Here is an 18,142-nt window from a genome sequence, read left to right on the forward strand (position 1 = left end):
GGAGTCGACCCTAGCGCGTCGACACCTCCGCCACCCGCGACCTTCCCGGAGCCGCCGCGACCGGGGCCGTCACCAGGGGCAGCACCTCGGCGCCGACCCGCTCTGCCTCCTCGCGGTGCGGCCAGCCGGAGAGGACGAACTCGTCGACGCCGAGTGCCGCGTACTCGTCGATGCGGGCCGCGACCTCGGCGTAGCTGCCGACAAGCGCGGTGCCGGCGCCCTCGCGGACCAGGCCGACGCCGGCCCAGAGGTTCGGTGCGACGGTGAGACCGTCGGTGCGGCCGGCGTTCAGGGCGGCCATCCGGGCCTGACCCACCGAGTCCATCCGGCGGAACCGGGCCTGGGCGGCGGCGATCCGCTCCGGGCTCATCCCGGCCAGCAGTCGGTCGGCCTCCGCCCACGCCTCGGCGGTTGTCGGTCGGGCGATGACGTGCAGCCGGAGGCCCGTGCGCAGGGTGCGGCAGTGGTCGGCGGCGAGCGCCCGGACCCGGGCGACCCGGGCCGCTATCGACGCCGGCGGTTCACCCCACATCAGGTACACGTCGGCCTGCCGGGCGGCCACCGTCTCGGCGGCCGGGGACGCGCCGCCGAAGTAGACCGGCGGCGGCACGGCGAGCGGGGTGGCCAGGCCACCGCCGTCGACCCGGTAGTGCTTGCCGGCGTAGTCGAACGGCCCGCCGGCCCAGGCGCGGCGAAGCACGTCGACGAACTCGCCGGTGCGCGCGTAGCGGTCGTCGTGCCCGAGGAAGTCGCCGTACGCCCGCTGCTCGGCCGGGTCGCCGCCGGTGACGATGTTGAGCGACAGCCGGCCACCCGAGATGGCCTGGAACGCTTCGGCCTGCTGGGCGATCAGGGTGGGTAGCGCGAAACCGGCCCGGACCGCGACCAGCATGCCGAGCCGCTCGGTGTGCTGGGCGACCGCGGCGCAGACGATCCACGGGTCGGGGCAGCCGGCGCCCACCGGCGTGAGGACGGCGGTGAACCCGTTCTCCTCGGCGGCCCGGCCGACCTCGGCCAGGTAGGCCACCGTCGCCGCCCGGTCGTGCCGGGCGGCACCCGCGGTGACGGTGGCGGCACCGACCTGGTCGCCGTCGCCGGAGGTGGGGAGGAACCAGTGGAAGCTCATCGCGAAGTCGCCTCTCTGCCGGTGACCGATCGCCGATTACCCTAGCAACCTGATAGGAAATACCGACATAACTGAGACGCGCCATCCCGCCATGTGGATGGGCCTTGACGCTGACCGGAGCCTGGCCCACTCTTCCTACCAACTAAGTAGGAATACTGCGGATTGGATGGACGATGAGACGGCTCCCCCTGCGCCGGTTGGTCACCCTGGCCACCCTCGCCGTGGTCGGCGCGGCGACCCTGGGCAGCACCGCCGCGTGCGGCGACGACAGCGAGGGCGGCAGCTCCAGCCCGGTGACGCTGCGCCTCGGCTACTTCCCCAACATCACCCACGCGCCGGCGGTCGTCGGCGTGGAGAAGGGCATCTTCGCGGAGAAGCTCGGCGCCAACGTCAAGCTGGACCCGAAGACCTTCAACGCCGGCCCGGCCGCCATCGAAGCGGTCTTCTCCGGCGCGCTGGACGCCACCTACATCGGTCCGAACCCGACCGTCAACGCCTTCTCCAAGTCCAAGGGTGAGGCCGTCCGGGTCATCTCCGGTGCGGCCTCCGGCGGCGTGGCGCTGGTGGTCAAGCCCGGCATCACCGGAGTGCAGGACCTGAAGGGCAAGAAGATCGCCACCCCGCAGCTGGGCAACACCCAGGACGTGGCGATCCGGTACTGGCTCAAGCAGCAGGGCCTCAAGACCACCAAGGAGGGTGGTGGTGACGTCAAGATCGTGCCGCAGGAGAACGCCCAGACCGTCGAGACGTTCAACAGCGGCGGGATCGACGGCGCCTGGGTGCCCGAGCCGTTCGTCTCCCGCCTGGTCAACGCTGGCGGCAAGGTGCTGGTCGACGAGCGCGACCTGTGGCCGGACAAGAAGTTCGTCATCACCAACCTGCTGGTGAGCACGAAGTTCCTCAAGGCACACCCGGACGTGGTGCAGAAGCTCGTCGACGGCCAGGTGGCCGCCAACGAGTTCGTCAACACCAAGCCGGACGAGGCGCAGCAGGCCATCTCCGACGCGATCGGCAAGATCACCGGCAAGCCGCTGGACCTGAAGCTGATCAAGCAGGCGTGGCCGACGTTGGAGTTCACCAACGACCCGATCTCGTCCTCGCTCAAGGCCGGGCTCGACCACGCCGTCGACGTGGACCTGACCGAGCCGGTGGACCTCAAGGGCCTGTACGACCTGAAGTACCTGAACAACGCGCTCAAGGCGCAGGGGAAGCCCGAGGTCGTCCAGCCATGACGTCGACCACGACGGCGCCGCAGAGCGCGACCACAGCGGTCGCGCTCTCCGGCGTGACCAAGGTGTACGGGCGCGGGGCGAACGCCGTCCTGGCCCTGGACGGTGTCTCGCTGGACGTCGCGCCCGGCGAGTTCGTCTGCCTGGTCGGTGCGTCCGGCTGCGGCAAGAGCACACTGCTCAACCTGGTGGCCGGGCTGGACCGGGTCAGCGGTGGGCAGATCACCCTGGCCGGCGACGCCAACCCGGGTCTGATGTTCCAGGAACCGGCGCTGTTCCCGTGGCTGACCGTCGACGCCAACGTGGAGGTGCCCCTCAAGCTGCGCCGGCTCCCCCGGGCCCAGCGCCGCGAGCGGGTGGCCGAACTGCTGCGCACTGTGCACCTGGCCGACTTCGGCCGTAAGCGCCCGCACGAGCTCTCCGGCGGAATGCGGCAACGCGTCGCGCTGGCCCGCACCCTGGCCCTGGACACCCCGGTGCTGCTCATGGACGAGCCGTTCGGCGCGCTGGACGCGATGACCCGGGACATCCTGCATGACGAGCTGGAACGGATCTGGTCCGAGCGCAAGCTCTCGGTGCTCTTCGTGACGCACAACGTCCGCGAGGCGGCCCGGCTGGCCGACCGGATCATCCTGCTCTCCAGCCGACCCGGCCGGATCATCTACTCCACCGAGGTGAACATCCCGCGCCCCCGCCGGATCGACTCCCCCGAGGTCGCCGCCATCGCCGCCGAGGTCACCGAGCGGCTCCGTACGGAGGTGGGCCGCCATGGCCAGTGACACCCTCACCAGTTCGGCGCGTACCGACGCGGAGATCTCCGGCCTCGACGCGCTGGAGATCGCCGGCCGGGACAAGGAGGTCTCCCGGGGCGCCCGGATCTGGGCGGCCACCTGGCCCAAGCTGGCCGCGCTGGCCATCGCCATCGCCGCCTGGCAGATCGTGGTCTGGACGGGCTGGAAGCCGCCGTACTCACTGCCGGCGCCACTGGAGGTGGGCCGCGAGCTGGTGGCCCAGGCCCAGGGGCCACAGCTCTGGGACGGCCTGCTCACCACGCTGCAACGGGCCGCCCTCGGGTACGTCTTCTCGGTCGCCGTCGGCCTGCTGCTGGGCCTCGCGGTGGCCCGGTCCACTGTGCTGCGCGCCGCCATCGGCTCGATGATCACCGCGTTGCAGACCATGCCGTCGATCGCCTGGTTCCCGCTGGCCATCCTGCTCTTCGAGCTGAGCGAGAAGGCCATCTTCTTCGTGGTGGTGCTCGGCGCGGCACCGTCCATCGCCAACGGGGTGATCTCCGGCGTGGACTACGTGCCGCCGCTGCTGGTGCGCGCCGGCCGCAACCTGGGCGCCCGGGGGCTCAACCTCTACCGGTACGTCATCGCACCGGCCGCCCTGCCGGCGATCGTCGCCGGGCTCAAGCAGGGCTGGGCCTTCTCCTGGCGCAGCCTGATGGCCGGTGAACTGCTCGTGAGCGGCATCTCGCAGACCTCGCTGGGCGCCCAGCTCACCTACTCCCGCGAGTTGTCCGACGCACCCTGGCTGCTCTCCACGATGATCGTCATCCTGGTCGTCGGTCTGGTCGTGGACGCCGCGTTCGGTGCTGCGGACAAGGCGATCCGGCGCCGCTGGGGCGTACTGGACCAGGCTGGTCAGTGACGTGTTCGTCTCCGCGCGCAGCGACTACGCGCTCCGGGCGATGCTCGCCGTCGCCGCCGCCGGTGGTGGCGACGACGGCGACAGGGCCGGCGAGTTGGTGAAGGCAGCCAGCCTGGCCGAGGCGCAGGACATCCCGCTCAGCTTCCTGCAGGGCATCCTGCTCGACCTGCGTCGGGCCGGTCTGCTGCACAGCCATCGCGGCGCCGACGGCGGGTACGCGCTGACCCGCCCACCCGGCGAGATCACCGTCGGAGACGTGCTCCGCGCGGTCGGCGGCTCGCTCACCACTGTGCGCGGTCTGCCGGCCGAGCGGGCCGGCTATCACGGGGTGGCCGCCGGGCTTACCGACGTCTGGCTGGCGGTGCACGGGGCGATCGCCACTGTGGTCGACAGCACCACCCTGGCCAACCTGCTCACCCACACCCCCACCACCTCGTGAGCGGCGAAGGCGATGTGGTCGGGCCGGTGCCCCGCCGGCCCGACCACATCTCGTACCGATCCTGACCGGGCCTGCCCCTCTTCCGGCACCGGTAGGCCGGTCCTGCTCAGCCCACGTGTGCGGTCGCCGGGCCGAGGCCCGGGTCGCCAGGACTGTGCAGCTCCACCAGACCGGCGGGAGCGTTACCCGCCGGGGTGGCATGCCAGGGTGCGAAGGCCGCAACCATGGCGAGCAACAACCCGGCGAGCGCGACCGCGACCACCAGGATCAGTTCACGCAGTGCACCCGAGCCGGCTTCGCCCGCCATGGTCACCCCTCCCGCGCCGGGCCCCCCGCCCGACTTCCCCCGTCGGTCAGCCTCGACCACGACCGGCCGGGGCGCAGTCGGCCAGCCGACCGACCGGAGGCTGATTACCGACTCAGCGGAGCGGCCACCCGGCGCGGCCGGCTGACCGGTCGGGCGGCCCGGAGAGCCGACCGGCCCGGAACACCGCGCAGACAAAACCGACCCGCCCCGCCGAAGCGGGACGGGTCGGTCGACGCGCAGAAGATCAGACGGTACGCGGGCGACGCGGCCGACGGGACCGGCCCGACGCGCGGTGCGCCGGCCGGGCGCCACCATCGGTGGACGCGCCACCGGAGGTACGGGCCCGAGAGGCGGGCGCCGGCGGAGCGACGATGGTCACCGGCACGCCGGACGGCTCGCGAGCACCGGTCACCCGGGCCAGCGCCCCGTCACCAGCGCGCACCTGGACCGACTCGGGCCGGATGCCGGCGGTGGCCATCAGCCGGGACACGTCCCGGCGCTGCTCCGGCAGGACCAGAGTGACCACGGAACCGGACTCGCCGGCCCGGGCGGTGCGGCCACCCCGGTGCAGGTAGTCCTTCGCCTCGGTCGGCGGGTCCACGTTGACCACCATGTCCAGGCCGTCCACGTGGATGCCACGGGCCGCCACGTCGGTGGCGACCAGGGCGGTCACCTGACCGTTGCGGAACTGCTCCAGGATCCGGGTGCGCTGCGGCTGGGACTTGCCGCCGTGCAGCGCGGCCGCGCGTACGCCCTTGGAGAGCAGTTGGCGGGCCAGCCGGTCGGCGCGGTGCTTGGTGCCCATGAACAGGATGGTGCGGCCCTCACGGGCTGCGATCCGGGTCAGGGCGTCGGGCTTGTCCGCGGCGTCGACGTGCAGCACGTGGTGGGTCATCGCGGTGACCGTCGCGGTGCCCGGGTCCACCGAGTGGGTGACCGGGTTGCTCAGGAAGCGGCGGACCAGCCGGTCCACGCCGCCGTCCAGGGTCGCGGAGAAGAGCATCCGCTGGCCCTGCGGCGCGACCTGCTCCAGAAGCTTGGTGACCTGCGGCAGGAAGCCCATGTCGGCCATCTGGTCGGCCTCGTCGAGCACGGTGATCTCGACCTGGTCGAGCCGGGCGTCGCCACGGTTGATCAGGTCGTGCAGCCGGCCGGGGGTGGCGACGACCACTTCGGTACCGGCGCGCAGGGCGTCCGCCTGCCGCTGCAACGACAGGCCGCCGACGACTGTGGCGCACCGCAGCCCGACGGCGCGGGCGTACGGGGCCAGGGCGGTGGTGACCTGCTGAGCCAGTTCGCGGGTCGGCACCAGCACCAGGGCCAGCGGACGACCCGGCCGCGCCTTGCGGCCGGCGGTGCGGGACAGCAGCGGAAGCCCGAAGGCGAGGGTCTTGCCGGAGCCGGTACGACCCCGGCCCAGCACGTCCCGGCCGGCGAGCGAGTCGGGCAGCGTCGCCGACTGGATCGGGAACGGCTCGGTGATGCCCTGCGCGGTCAACGCGGTGAGCAGCGCCGGCGCCAGACCGGTATGAGCGAAAGAAGGAATAACTGTGGTCATGCGGAAGCCTTCCTCGACGCGGCACGTGTCGAGGGAGGGCGCCGAAGTCGGCGCTGTCACCGGCGGAAAAAGGCCGCCAGGACTCACAAGCACGAACCGAAGGGAGTACAGGCCGGCCCGCCGCCGGGCCGCCGCCTGCGTGAGCAGACGACAGCGGGGCGGGCCGGTCCCGTCACCGTCACACCCGGAGGGCGCGACAGGTAATGCTGACCGATCCGAAGATCAGAGCGGGCGGATGTTCTCCGCCTGCGGGCCCTTCTGGCCCTGGGTCACCTCGAACTCGACCCGCTGGTTCTCGTCCAGGCTCCGGTAGCCGGAGGACTGGATCGCCGAGAAGTGGGCGAAAACGTCGGCGCCGCCGCCGTCGGGGGTGATGAAGCCGAAGCCCTTGTCAGCGTTGAACCACTTCACGGTGCCAATAGCCATGTGTTTCGTCTCCTTGACGGAACGTCGGACACGCACTTGTTGCGTGCCCGAAGAGGAGCGCTCCGCGCGGGGATGCGCGAATCGCCTGTCGCTTCTGGTCGCCCCGCCCGGAGAACTCCGGACACAACAAAGAGCGCCTGGGGCCACAATCCCGCCAGGCGCACACAGAGTCTCTGGTAACCAAAACTGCAACCCGGTCAACCTACCACGGTTTTCCCCGCGGTGGTCAATGTTGGGCAGAATCCTCGGGCAACTGGGCGATCATGGCCGTGAGGCCTGTCACATCAAGGAGGTCGGCGGGGCGGACCGTCACTCCGTGCCGGACGTAGTGGAACGCCGCGCCCACCCGGTCGACAGGCACGCCGGCCAGCTCAGCCCAGGCCAGCCGGTACACGGCCAACTGCACGGCGGCCACGTCGGCCGCCGTCCCGGTGGGCTGCGCTCCGGTCTTCCAGTCGACCACGTCGAACCGACCACCCGGCCGGGCGAAGACCGCGTCCATCCGGCCCCGCACCACCACTCCGGCGATCACCGTGGCGAACGGCACCTCCACCTCCACCGGTGACCGGTCGGCCCACTCACTGGCCAGGAACCGCTCCTGAAGCTCGACCAGCGCCTCGTCGGGTGCGGCATCGGCGTCGGCCGCGCCGGGCAGCTCGTCCAGGTCCAGCAGGCGGTCGGCGCCGAAGCGCTGCTCCAACCAGGCGTGGAAGGCGGTGCCTCGGCGGGCGTACGGGTTGGGTTCGGCCGGCACCGGGCGGCGCAGCGTACGGGCCAGCGCCGCCGGATCGCGCCGCAACGCGACCAGCTGGGTGACGCTCAGCGCCCCGGGCAGCGCCACCTCGACCGCACCGGAGAGCCGGGTCAGCTCGGCGCGCTCCGCCAGCAGCAGGTCCGCCTCGCGCTGCCAGCGCGCCACCTCCGGATCCACCTCCGGCTCGGCTGGCTCGACCGGCGACCCGTCCGGCGTGACCGGCCCGGCGAGCACCGGCCCGACCGGCCCGGGGAGCGCCGCCGCCGGACCGTCGGCCATCAGGCGACGCACCAACCCGGCCGCCTCGGCCAACGCCGGCCGGCGACCACCCAGCGGGTCGGCCGGCCACTCCGCGCGGAGCACCACCTCGGCCGTCGGGTTCGTTGCGTCGGGCGTCGGCTCCGGCACCCACGCGTCGATCAGGTGCCCCGGCCCGCCGTCGAGGCAGGCGTCGTACACCTCCCGCAGGAAGACCGACGGACCTCGCGGTCGCTTCGTGCCCTCCCCCCACCAGTAACCGGAGCAGAGCAGCAGCCGGCGCGGCCGGGTCACCGCCACGTACGTCAGCCGGCGCTCCTCCCGCTCGTCGTGGGCCCGCCACGCGTCGGTGAAGTCGGTCACCGCCCGCGCCACGGCCCGCTGGTCCCCGGCCTCGTCGAGCGCCAACTCGGGCAGCCCGTCGGCGTCGCCGCGCAACGGGAACGGCAGCACGCCCAGCCCACCCAGCCAGTGGTCGGAGTTGCGGACCGGCCCCGGCCACAACCCACGACTGAGCCCGGCCACCGCCACCACGTCCCACTCCAGGCCCTTGGCGGCGTGCGCGGTGACCACCTGCACGGCGCCCTCCACCACCTCGACCTCGCCCGGCGCCAGACCACGCTCCTCGTCCTCGGCGGCGGCCAGGTAGGACAGGAAACCGGACAGCGTCGCGCCGGGCGTCTCCCCGCTGAACCGGGCCGCCACGTCGCCGAGGGCATCAAGGTGCCCCCGGGCCAGGCCTGCGTCGCCGGCGCCGTCCCGGCCGGCCCGCACCGCGACCTCCACGTCCAGGCCGATGGTCCGCTCGATGTCAGCGATCAGGTCCGGCAGCGCCTGGTCCAGTCGGTAGCGCAGCAGCGCCAGCTCCCGGCCGTACGCGCGCAGCCGCGCGAACCCCTCCGCCGAGTACGCCTGCGCCGGCCCGAGGTCGGCCAACGCCTCCACCAGGGTCGCCTCGTCCAACAGGTCGGGGCTGATCTCCGAGGCCTCGTCGGCGGCCACCTGCCGCCGGGCGTTCGCGATGGCCCGAGCCCGCCGGTGCAACGCCACCAGGTCACGCGGCCCGATCCGCCAACGGGCGCCGGTGAGCAACCGCAGCAGCGCGGCGCCGTCGGTCGGGTCGGCAAGCACCCGCAGCGTGCACACCACGTCGCGTACCTCGGGGGTGTCCAGCAGGCCACCCAGCCCGACCACCTCGACCGGCAGACCCCGCTCGCGCAGCGCCGACTCGATCGCCGGGATCTGGCTGCGGACCCGGACCAGCACGGCTGTCGTCGGACGCCGCGCCACCGGGATGTGCTCCGGGGCCGCGCCCGGCATCCCGGCCGCCCCGCGCCAGGCGGCGAGCACGCTGTCGGCGATCCAGTCGGCCTCGTCGGCGTACGTGGTCAGCATCGCGCAGTGCACGGTGCCGCCGGCCGCACCACCCGGGCTGCGGTGCGGGATCGGGTCCCGGACGGTCAGCGCGGAGCGCAGCTCCGGCACCCGGGCACCCGCCGCCCGCAGCGGGGTGGAGAGCGCGTTCGCCACCCGAAGGATCTCCGGGCGGTTGCGCCAACTCGTGGTGAGCCCCAGCGCCGGGGCCGGCTCACCGTTGGCGCGTGCGAACTCGGTGGGGAACCGGTCCAGGGTGCCCGCGCTGGCCCCCCGCCAGCCGTAGATCGACTGGCACGGGTCGCCCACCGCGGTCACCGGGTGCCCGCCACCGAACAACGCGTTGAGCAACACCACCTGGGCGTGGCTGGTGTCCTGGTACTCGTCGAGCAGCACCACCCGGAAGCGGTCCCGCTCGATCACGCCGACCCCCGGATGGTCCCGGGCCACCCGGGCCGCCCGGGCGAGCTGGTCGGCGAAGTCCATCGCCTCGAAGTCCTCCTTGCGCCGGGCGTACGCCCGCACCAGCGGCAGCAGACGCAACCGGGTCTGCTGGAGGGTGAGTGCCTTGCGCACGTCGGCGTACACCCGACCCGGCCGGGACTGCACCTCGGCAAAGAACCGACCGGTCCAGGCCGCCAGGTCGTCCGGCGCGACCAGGTGCTCGTCCAGCTCGCCTGCGAGCGCCAGCACCGCGTCGGTGATGGTGCTCGGCATCCGGTCCACCTCGGACATGTCACCGTCGTAGTTGCGCACCAGCAGGTCGACCAACTGCCAGCGGGACGCCTCGGTGAGCAGCCGGGTGGACGGCTCGTAGCCGGCCCGCAGCCCGTGCTCGGTGACGATCCGCCCCGCGTACGAGTGGTAGGTGGAGACTGTGGGCTCGCCCGCGAGCGGGTCGTCCAGCGGGTTCCGTTCCTGCCGGCCGAGGCGGCGGATCAGCTGGTCGAGCCGGGTCCGTACCCGATGCGCCAGCTCCCCGGCCGCCTTGCGGGTGAAGGTCAGCCCGAGGATCTGCTCCGGCCGCACGTACGAGTTGGCCACCAGCCAGACCACCCGGGCGGCCATCGTCTCGGTCTTGCCCGACCCGGCGCCGGCGACCACCAGCAGCGGCTCCACCGGGGCGGCGATGATCGCGGCCTGCTCCCGGGTGGGCGCCGGCAACCGCAGCAGCTTGGCCAGCTCCACCGGTGTGTACCGGGGGCCGGAGTCCGCGAGTCGGGGCGTCGGCGCGGGACCCGCGCCGAACAGGGTGGGCTGGCTCACGGTGCCGTCTCGGTTCCCCACACCGGCGCACTCCTCGCCCTCACGCGCGACTGGGCTCGCAAGCTCACTCCTCGCCCTCACGGGTGCGTCGAACGGTGGGCGGCTCGACTACCTGGCGCCCCTGCCCGGAGACCGGGCAGCTGGTGCGCACCGGGCAGACCCGGCACTTCGAGTTGGCCACCGCGGCGAACGTGGCGGCTGCCATCGTATCGGCGGTCCTTCGGACCAGCGCCGTCGCCCAACCGGCCGCCGGCCCCTCGCTGGCCGCCGGCTGATTCTGCTCCCTGGCGTCCTTGGCGGAGGTGCCGAGCTGCACCAGCGCGGCACCCCCGGACTCGTCACCGAACTCGGCGAACGCCCCCGCCTCCACCGCCGCCTGGTACGCGCCGAGCTGTGGGTGCTCCGCCAGGTCGGTGCCGGTGACAGCTGTGGACTTACCGGTCTTCAGGTCGATCACCACGAGCCGTCCGGCCTCGTCCACCTCCAACCGGTCGACCCGACCGGTCAGGTCGACGGGCCTGTTCGGGTCGTCCAGGCGGACGGCGAACTCGTGCTCGATGGCGAGCAACCGACGGGGGTTGGTGGCCAGCCAGCGCAGCAACTTGTCGACCATCGCCTCGGCGCGTTCCCGCTCCGGCCCGGCCATCCACCGGGCCGCCAGCTCGATCGCGTCGAACCGGGCGGCCACGTAGTCGAGCAGCGCCCCCCGGTCGGCGCTGGCGTCCTCGGCGAGCATCGCGGCGGCGTGCACCAGGTTGCCCACCCCCTGCGCGGTGCTGGTCGGCCCGCTGCCGCCGTGCCGTTCCAACAACCAGCGCAGGCTGCACCGCAGCGCGCTCTCCATGGCCGACGGGGTGACCCGCACCGGTTCACCGTCGTCGACGAGCGGCCGGTCGTCGGAGAGCACCCGCAACCCCCACCAGTCGTCCGGGTGCGCGCCGGGCACCCCGGCGGAGGCGAGCCGGGCCAGTTCGGCCGCCGCGGCGCGCCGCCGGGTTGCCGGGGCGGCCGGGTCGGTGATGGCGGTACGCAGTTCCGCGACCAACGCCGGCAGGGTGAGCGCCCGGGGTGGACGGGTCACCGGCAGCGCCCCGGGGCGGTCCGGCTCCTCGTCTGCGGTCTCGCCCGCCGCAGCGCCACCCCCGCTGGCGCCCGGGGACCGCTCGGTGCGGGGACCGGGCGGCGGGGTCGGCGCTGTCGGCGGAGTGTGCGGCGGGCCCGGCAGGGTGGGCAGGGTCGGCGTTGGCGGCGGACCCGGCGGAGTCGGCGGCGGCGGCAAGCTCGGCGGGGTGCTCGGGCCCAACTCGTGCAGGAACCGGCTGGGCTGTTCCTCGTGATCGTCACCGCCGACGGCGGCCGACGCCACGGCGCTGACCAGCAGCCGGTGCCGGGCTCGGCTGATCGCGACGTGGAAGAGCCGGCGCTCCTCGTCCAGCAACGCCGAGGTCTGACCCACCACGTTCGCCGCGGTCGCGCCGTCGACCGACCGGCCGGCCAGCACATCGACCAGCCGCTCGGAGCCGAGCAGGCTGCCGCGCAACCGCAGGTCCGGCCAGATGCCCTCCTGCACGCCGGCCACCGCGACCAGGTCCCATTCCAGGCCCTTCGCCGCGTGCGCGGTAAGCAGGCGTACCGCCGCACCCCGGTCGGCGGTCGGGGCGATGGTGTCGGCCGGCAGGTCCTGGGCGAGCACGTGGTCGAGGAAGACCTCGGTACGAGCGCCGGGCAGCCGGTCGGTGAACCGTGCCGCCGCGTCGAAGAGGACCAGCACGGCGTCCAGGTCGCGGTCGGCCGCCTCGGCCCGCCGACGCCGGGCCAGGTCGCCCTCGCCGGCCTCCGGACGCCCCTGGTTGATCGCGCCGGCCCACCGATCGGCGAGACCACTGGCGTGCCAGACGGCCCAGAGCACGTCCTCGGCGGTCGCACCCGGCCGGGCGGCGGCTTCGCGTGCGATGGCCAGCAGACCGGCCACCGCCTGCGCCGGCTCCGCCCAGCGCCGCTCGATGCCGGCCAGCTCCTCCGGATCCTGCAAGGCCTCGACGATCAGCTCCCCGGAGGGCCGTCGGTCACCGCCAGCCAGCGCGAGCGCCCGCAGGCCCTGCCGCAGCCGCCGCTCGGCCAACGGATCGGCCCCGCCCAGCGGCGAGTGCAGCAGCGCGACGGCCGCCTCCTCGTCGAGTCGTGCCGGCTCCAGCGCGCAGCGCAGCAGGAGCAGCAGCGGCGCGACAGCCGGTTGCAGGTGCAGGGGCAGATCCTCACCGTGCACCACGGTCGGTACTCCGGCAGCGTGCAGCGCCCGTCGCAGGGTGGGCAGCTGCAACGCGGTCGACCGCACCAGCACCGCCATCCGTGACCAGGGCACGCCGTCGAGCAGGTGGGCCGAGCGTAGCGCGTGGGCCAGCCAGGCGGCCTCGCTGGTCGCCGAGCGGAACGTGTGCACCTCGACCACGGCGGGCGGCGCGTCCGGCAGGGGGTGCAGCCGACGGTGCGCGGCCGGACCCCGCAGCCGGCGACCCAGCCGGGCGATCGCCGCGAGCAGACCCGGCCCGGCCCGGTACGACGTGGTCAGCAACACCTGTGCGGCCGGCGCCCCGGAAGCCGTCCGGAAGCGGTGCGGGAACGTCGCCACCCCGGCCGGGTCGGCACCCCGGAAGGCGTACGTGGACGAATCCGGGTCGGCGAACGCGACAAGCGACTTGCCGCCGCCCGCGATGACCGACAGCAGCTCCAGTTGGGCGGGGTCGGTGTCGGCAAGCTCGTCGAGGTAGACGTGGGCGAGCCGACGGCGTTCGGCGGCCAGCAGCTCCTCGTCGTCGCGCAGCAGCCCGGTGGCCGCCCGGACCAGCTCCGCCGGGTCGTACGCGATGGAGCCCCGGTTGCTGACGTCGCGCAGCGCGAGCACGGCGACGTACTCCCGGAGGAAGCGGGCGGCGGCCGGCCAGTCGGCGCGGCCGAGCTTCTCGCCCAGCCGGGCCAGGTCGACCGGGCCGACGCCGCGTTCGGCGGCGCGCATGAGCAGGTCGCGCAGCTGACCGGCGAACGCCCGGGTCCGGAGGGCGGGGCGCAGGTCGGTCGGCCAGCCGACCGGGTCGTCCTCGGGCTCCTCGCCCACCACGTCCAGCAGCTCGCGGATGATCAGATCCTGCTCGGGGCCGGTGAGCAGCCGGGGCGACGGTTCGCCCCGCTCGGCGGCGGCGCGGCGGAGCAACCCGAAGGCGTACGCCGGGAAGGTGCGCACCAGCGGCTCGCGCAGCACCCGGTGGCCGTCCTGCGCGACCCGGGCCTCGATGCGCTGCCGCAGCGCGGTGGCGCCTCGCCGGCCGAAGGTCAGCACCAGGATCCGTTCGGGGTCGACCCCCTCGGCCACCCGGGCGGCGACCGCCTCGACAAGCGTGCTGGTCTTGCCGGTGCCCGGGCCGCCGAGCACGAGCATCGGCCCGTCGGTGTGCCCCACCACCTCGGCCTGCACCGGATCGGCCCGCCAGCCACCGTCGACGACGGCCAGCTCGGGCCCGGCCACGCCATCGGGCCCACCCGGCGCGCCGACACCGCCTCCGGACAGGCCGCCGTTGGCGGGCCCGGAAGCGCTGTCAGGCGTCGCCCCGTCCCCCAGCGGCAGCCCTCCGGGCCGCCGCACCAACCGGTACGCCTGCATCAGCTCATCCCATCAGACCCATACGACACCCACCCACCCAAACCTGACCCCCACTCCCCTACCCCATCCACCCCCGTCGATCATGGAGTTGGCGACGCGACACGCCGACAGCGACATCGCCAATTCCATGATCACCGCAGACGGGCCGGGCCGGGGGTGGCGGGACCCGGGGGTCAGGTTAGGTGGGATTCCAGGACGTCGAGGGCCTCGGGGACGGTGGTGGTGACCGTCAGGAGGTCGCGGCCGGCGGGCTTGAGGAAGGTCTGGTCGGCCAGCGCGTCCAGCCAGTCCAGCAGGGGGCGGTAGAACCCGTCGGTGTCGATCAGCACCATCGGCTTGGCGTGCAGGGCGAGGGTGGCGGTGGTCCAGACCTCGAACAACTCGTCCAGGGTGCCCAGCCCGCCGGGCAGGGTGAGGAAGGCGTCCGACTTGTCGATCATCAGGGTCTTGCGGCTGGCCATCGAGTCGGTCACCAGCAGCTCGTCCGAGGCCAGGTCGGCGACCTCCAGATCGACGAGCGACTGCGGGATCACGCCGATGGTGCGGCCACCGGCGGAGCGCGCGCCGTCCGCCAGCGCGCCCATCATGCCGACGCAGCCGCCACCGCTGACCAGCGTGTGCCCGCGCCGGGCCAGCTCCGCACCGGTCTCGGCGGCCAGGTCTAACCAGCGCTGATCGAGGGTACGAGAGGAGGCGCAGAAGACGCAGATCGCCGCCATCAGTCGTGGTCCCGAGGCTGCTCGGCGGCCTGAACGGCTGCGGCCTGCTGGTCCGCCCCGGTACGGGCGACGGCTTCCTCGCGGACCGCTTCCTGCTCGGCGGAGAGCGCGGCCTCCGAGGCGACGATGTAGCGGACCGCCTCGTTGACGTCGTCGGTGAGGCAGATCAGGTCCAGGTCGACCGGCCCGATCTTGCCGGTGGCGGCCATCGTGTCGCGCAGCCAGTCGAGCAGGCCCTGCCAGTAGGCGACCCCCATGAGCACCACCGGGAACCGGGTGACCTTTCCGGTCTGCACCAGGGTGAGCGCCTCGAACAACTCGTCCATGGTGCCGAACCCGCCGGGCAGCACGACGAACGCCTGGGCGTACTTGACGAACATCGTCTTGCGGGCGAAGAAGTAGCGGAAGTCGATGGCCAGGTCGACCCAGTCGTTGATGCCCTGCTCGAACGGAAGTTCGATGCCGAGCCCCACGGAGAGCCCACCGGCCTCGCTGGCACCCCGGTTGGCGGCCTCCATCACCCCGGGCCCACCTCCGGTGATCACCGCGTAGCCGGCTCGGGCCAGCGCACCGCCCAACCGCTCGGCCAACTGGCACTCGGCGCTGTCCGGCGCGCTGCGCGCGGAGCCGAAGACGCTGACCGCCGACGGCACGTCGGCGAGGGTGTCGAAACCCTCGACGAACTCGGCGAGGATGCGCAGCGCGCGCCAGGCGTCCTTGGTCTTCCAGTCGCTCCGCCCCCGGGAATCCAGCAACCGTTGGTCGGCGGTGCTGCTCGGGATGGCCCCTCTGCGCAGGGTGACCGCACCGCGATGCCGCTCCTGTCGCGCGCCGCGACCGGCCTCCCGCCCGTTGCTCTGGCTCATGGGGCAACCGTAGTGGAGCAGCAGCGGTCGGGTGCGCGGGGCGGGGACGCCGAGAAATTGTTCGGGATCATGGGCAACTATTCGGCGCTCCCGTACGTCTTACTATTCACATACCGGGTATGCCCCGGCGCGCGCCTTCGGGGGAGGAGACAGCGTGATCAGCAACAGCGAGATGATCCGGATCCGTCGCCAGATGCAGCGACGGATCCGAGACGTGGTGGCCGAACGCCGCCGCATCCGTCAGCAGGACCCAACCCCCACCTCCCCCACGCCATCCGGAGCCGATCAAGAGGTTTGCGTCGCCGACAACGGGCCAGGCTGACGCAAACCTCTTGATCACCGGCGCGACCGGACGCGACGGGGCGACCAGTGTCAGGCCGGGGCCAGCCAGCGGTGCAGGGTTGCCGCGCCGTCGCGGATCTTGCTGATCTCGACGTGCTCGTCCTTGTGGTGGGCCAGGTTGGGATCACCCGGGCCGAAGTTCAGCGCCGGGATCCCCATCGCCGCGAACCGGGCCACGTCCGTCCAGCCCAGCTTGCCGATCGGTGCCGCGCCCACCGCGGCCAGGAACTCCTTCGCCGGAGGCGCCTCCAGCCCCGGGGCCGCGCCGGCCGCCGCGTCGGTCACGGCCAGCTCGAATCCCGCGAAGACCTCCCGCAGGTGCGCCTCCGCCGCCACCGGGTCGCGATCCGGGGCGTACCGGTAGTTGACCTCGATCTCACAGTGATCCGGGATCACGTTCCCCGCGACGCCGCCGGTGATCCGGACCGCGTTCAGACCCTCGCGGAAGTCACACCCCTCGATAGTGACCCGGCGTCCCTCGTACGCCTGGAGCCGCCGCAGCACCTCACCGGCGCCGTGGATGGCGTTCACCCCGTGCCAGGAGCGCGCCGCGTGCGCCCGCTCACCCGTGGTCGTCACGATGGCCCGCATGGTGCCCTGGCAGCCCGCCTCGACGATGCCGTACGTCGGCTCCAGCAGCACTGCGAAGTCCGCCTGCAGCCACTCCGGGAACGCCTGGGCGACGAGGTTGAGCCCGTTGTACCGGGACTCGATCTCCTCGGCCTCGTAGAAGAAGTACGTCACGTCGTAGCGCGGTTCGGGCAGCGTCACGGCCAGGTGCAGGGCGTACGCGGTGCCGGACTTCATGTCGGAGGTGCCGCAGCCGTACATCAGGTCGCCGCGCATCGTCGACGGGAAGTTGTTGTTCAACGGCACCGTGTCGAGGTGCCCGGCCAGCACGACGCGCTGCGACCGACCGAGGTCGGTACGTGCCATCACCGTGTTGCCGTGCCGGTGGGTGGTCAGGTGCGGTACACCCCGCAGCACCTCTTCGACACAGTCGGCGATCGCCTTCTCGTTGAGGGACACGGACTCTATGTCGACCAGAGCGCGGGTCAGCTGCACCGGATCGGCGAGGACCTCGGGGGTCAGCGGGTTCTCCATGGTTCGCACGGTACCTTCAGGTCTGTCAGCGCGAGGAGCGAGCCGAGGTCAGCCCGGCCGTGACCGAGAGGTGTAACAGTGACGTCCGCAGATTCCGCCTGGGGCATCGGCCTGGCTACGGTCACCGCCGACGAGCAGGTGCTCGATACCTGGTACCCGACCGGCAAGCTGGGCCTGGGCGAGCTGCCGCTGGTCGCCGGCGAGGACAAGGCGGACGTGCTCGACCTGCCGCCGGCCGCGCTGGGTGACCGGCCGTTGCCTGGTCTGCGTACCGTGCAGGTGGTCACCGTGATCGGCTCGCTGGACGACCCGATCAAGGACGCGTCCGACGCGTACCTCCGGTTGCACCTGCTCTCGCACCGCCTGGTCCGGCCCAACCAGGTCAACCTGGACGGCATCTTCGGCAAGCTAGCCAACGTGGCCTGGACGTCCGCCGGGCCGTGCCCCCCGGAGCGGGTGGACGAGCTGCGGGTGATCGAGCGGGCCGCCGGCCGGCACCTGGCGGTGTACGGGGTCGACAAGTTCCCCCGGATGACCGACTACGTGCTGCCCTCGGGCGTACGCATCGCCGATGCCGACCGGGTGCGCCTCGGCGCCCACCTGGCCGCCGGCACCACAGTGATGCACGAGGGCTTCGTGAACTTCAACGCCGGCACCGTCGGCACCTCGATGGTCGAGGGGCGGATCGTGCAGGGCGTGCTGGTCGGCGACGGCTCCGACATCGGCGGTGGGGCCTCCATCATGGGCACCCTCTCCGGCGGCGGCACCGACAAGATCAGCATCGGTGAGCGGAGCCTGGTCGGCGCGAACGCCGGCGTCGGGATCTCGCTCGGCGACGACTGTGTCGTCGAGGCCGGCTGCTACATCACCGCCGCGTCGAAGATCACTCTCCCCGACGGCCGGGTGGTCAAGGCCCGGGAGCTGTCCGGCGTCGACGGCCTGCTGTTCTGGCGCAACTCGGTCACCGGCGGGCTGGAGGCCCGGCCGCGCACCGGCCGGGGCATCGAGCTGAACGCCGCCCTGCACGCCAACGACTGACGGACCCGCCGGGTCCGCGGCGTTCGGC

The 18,142-nt window shown here is 72.9% G+C and carries 15 protein-coding genes; 6 read left to right on the top strand and 9 right to left on the bottom strand.

What is annotated here, in order from left to right; translation table 11 throughout:
• Positions 1–10: 10 nt before the first annotated feature.
• The gene (locus IW249_RS04450; RefSeq protein WP_196919636.1) at positions 11–1,126 is read right to left on the bottom strand and encodes an LLM class flavin-dependent oxidoreductase; all 1,116 of its coding nucleotides are present in this window, start codon (positions 1,124–1,126) and stop codon (positions 11–13) included.
• 173 nt (positions 1,127–1,299) lie between these two features.
• Here IW249_RS04450 and IW249_RS04455 point away from each other — a divergent pair, with 173 nt between their 5' ends.
• Genes IW249_RS04455 through IW249_RS04470 form a run of 4 tightly spaced genes read left to right on the top strand, consistent with a single transcriptional unit; the run spans position 1,300 to position 4,447 of the window.
• Entirely contained in the window at positions 1,300–2,358 is a 1,059-nt protein-coding gene (locus tag IW249_RS04455) for an ABC transporter substrate-binding protein (RefSeq protein WP_196919637.1), read from the top strand.
• On the top strand, positions 2,355–3,134 hold the full coding sequence (locus IW249_RS04460; protein ID WP_196919638.1) for an ABC transporter ATP-binding protein: 780 nt from the start codon (positions 2,355–2,357) through the stop codon (positions 3,132–3,134). Before IW249_RS04455 ends, IW249_RS04460 begins: the two co-directional genes overlap by 4 nt.
• Positions 3,124–4,008 carry an ABC transporter permease gene (locus tag IW249_RS04465; RefSeq protein ID WP_196919639.1) on the top strand — a complete coding sequence of 295 codons (885 nt, stop codon included), beginning with the start codon at positions 3,124–3,126 and terminating at the stop codon, positions 4,006–4,008. Before IW249_RS04460 ends, IW249_RS04465 begins: the two co-directional genes overlap by 11 nt.
• A gap of 1 nt (position 4,009) precedes the next feature.
• Positions 4,010–4,447 (top strand): RrF2 family transcriptional regulator, encoded by a 438-nt coding sequence (locus tag IW249_RS04470; RefSeq protein ID WP_196919640.1) that lies wholly within the window; start codon positions 4,010–4,012, stop codon positions 4,445–4,447.
• A 106-nt stretch (positions 4,448–4,553) separates the two neighbouring features.
• On the opposite strand, the gene IW249_RS04475 is transcribed toward IW249_RS04470, so the two are convergent.
• The 7 genes from IW249_RS04475 to IW249_RS04505 all read right to left on the bottom strand — a co-directional run bounded on the left by IW249_RS04475 (position 4,554) and on the right by IW249_RS04505 (position 15,630).
• Positions 4,554–4,754, bottom strand: a complete 201-nt coding sequence (locus IW249_RS04475) for a hypothetical protein (protein WP_091406170.1) — start codon at positions 4,752–4,754, stop codon at positions 4,554–4,556.
• A gap of 244 nt (positions 4,755–4,998) precedes the next feature.
• On the bottom strand, positions 4,999–6,312 hold the full coding sequence (locus tag IW249_RS04480) for a DEAD/DEAH box helicase (protein WP_196919641.1): 1,314 nt from the start codon (positions 6,310–6,312) through the stop codon (positions 4,999–5,001).
• Positions 6,313–6,534: 222 nt separating this feature from the next.
• Complete coding sequence (gene cspE, locus IW249_RS04485; RefSeq protein WP_007464836.1) at positions 6,535–6,738, bottom strand: transcription antiterminator/RNA stability regulator CspE; 204 nt, start codon at positions 6,736–6,738, stop codon at positions 6,535–6,537.
• Between the two features lie 226 nt (positions 6,739–6,964).
• Positions 6,965–10,390: an ATP-dependent helicase gene (locus tag IW249_RS04490; protein WP_196919642.1), complete on the bottom strand. Its 3,426-nt coding sequence runs from the start codon at positions 10,388–10,390 to the stop codon at positions 6,965–6,967.
• Positions 10,391–10,454: 64 nt separating this feature from the next.
• Entirely contained in the window at positions 10,455–14,045 is a 3,591-nt protein-coding gene (locus tag IW249_RS04495) for an ATP-dependent helicase (RefSeq protein ID WP_196919643.1), read from the bottom strand.
• A gap of 173 nt (positions 14,046–14,218) precedes the next feature.
• A complete protein-coding gene (locus IW249_RS04500; RefSeq protein ID WP_196919644.1) occupies positions 14,219–14,764 on the bottom strand; it encodes an LOG family protein in 546 nt (181 codons plus the stop codon).
• Positions 14,764–15,630, bottom strand: coding sequence for an LOG family protein (locus IW249_RS04505; protein ID WP_196919645.1), 867 nt, complete (start codon positions 15,628–15,630; stop codon positions 14,764–14,766). The genes IW249_RS04500 and IW249_RS04505 overlap by 1 nt, the downstream gene beginning before the upstream one ends.
• Before the next feature lie 154 nt (positions 15,631–15,784).
• On the opposite strand from IW249_RS04505, the gene IW249_RS04510 reads away from it, so the two are divergent.
• A complete protein-coding gene (locus IW249_RS04510) occupies positions 15,785–15,952 on the top strand; it encodes a hypothetical protein (RefSeq protein WP_196925103.1) in 168 nt (55 codons plus the stop codon).
• A 50-nt stretch (positions 15,953–16,002) separates the two neighbouring features.
• Here IW249_RS04510 and dapE read toward each other — a convergent pair whose 3' ends face one another.
• The gene (gene dapE / locus IW249_RS04515) at positions 16,003–17,076 is read right to left on the bottom strand and encodes a succinyl-diaminopimelate desuccinylase (RefSeq protein ID WP_196919646.1); all 1,074 of its coding nucleotides are present in this window, start codon (positions 17,074–17,076) and stop codon (positions 16,003–16,005) included.
• 78 nt (positions 17,077–17,154) lie between these two features.
• On the opposite strand from dapE, the gene dapD reads away from it, so the two are divergent.
• A complete protein-coding gene (gene dapD / locus IW249_RS04520) occupies positions 17,155–18,114 on the top strand; it encodes a 2,3,4,5-tetrahydropyridine-2,6-dicarboxylate N-succinyltransferase (protein WP_196919647.1) in 960 nt (319 codons plus the stop codon).
• The last annotated feature ends 28 nt before the right edge of the window (positions 18,115–18,142 follow it).

The organism is Micromonospora vinacea (genome assembly GCF_015751785.1).
GTDB classification, from domain to species: Bacteria; Actinomycetota; Actinomycetes; order Mycobacteriales; family Micromonosporaceae; genus Micromonospora; species Micromonospora vinacea.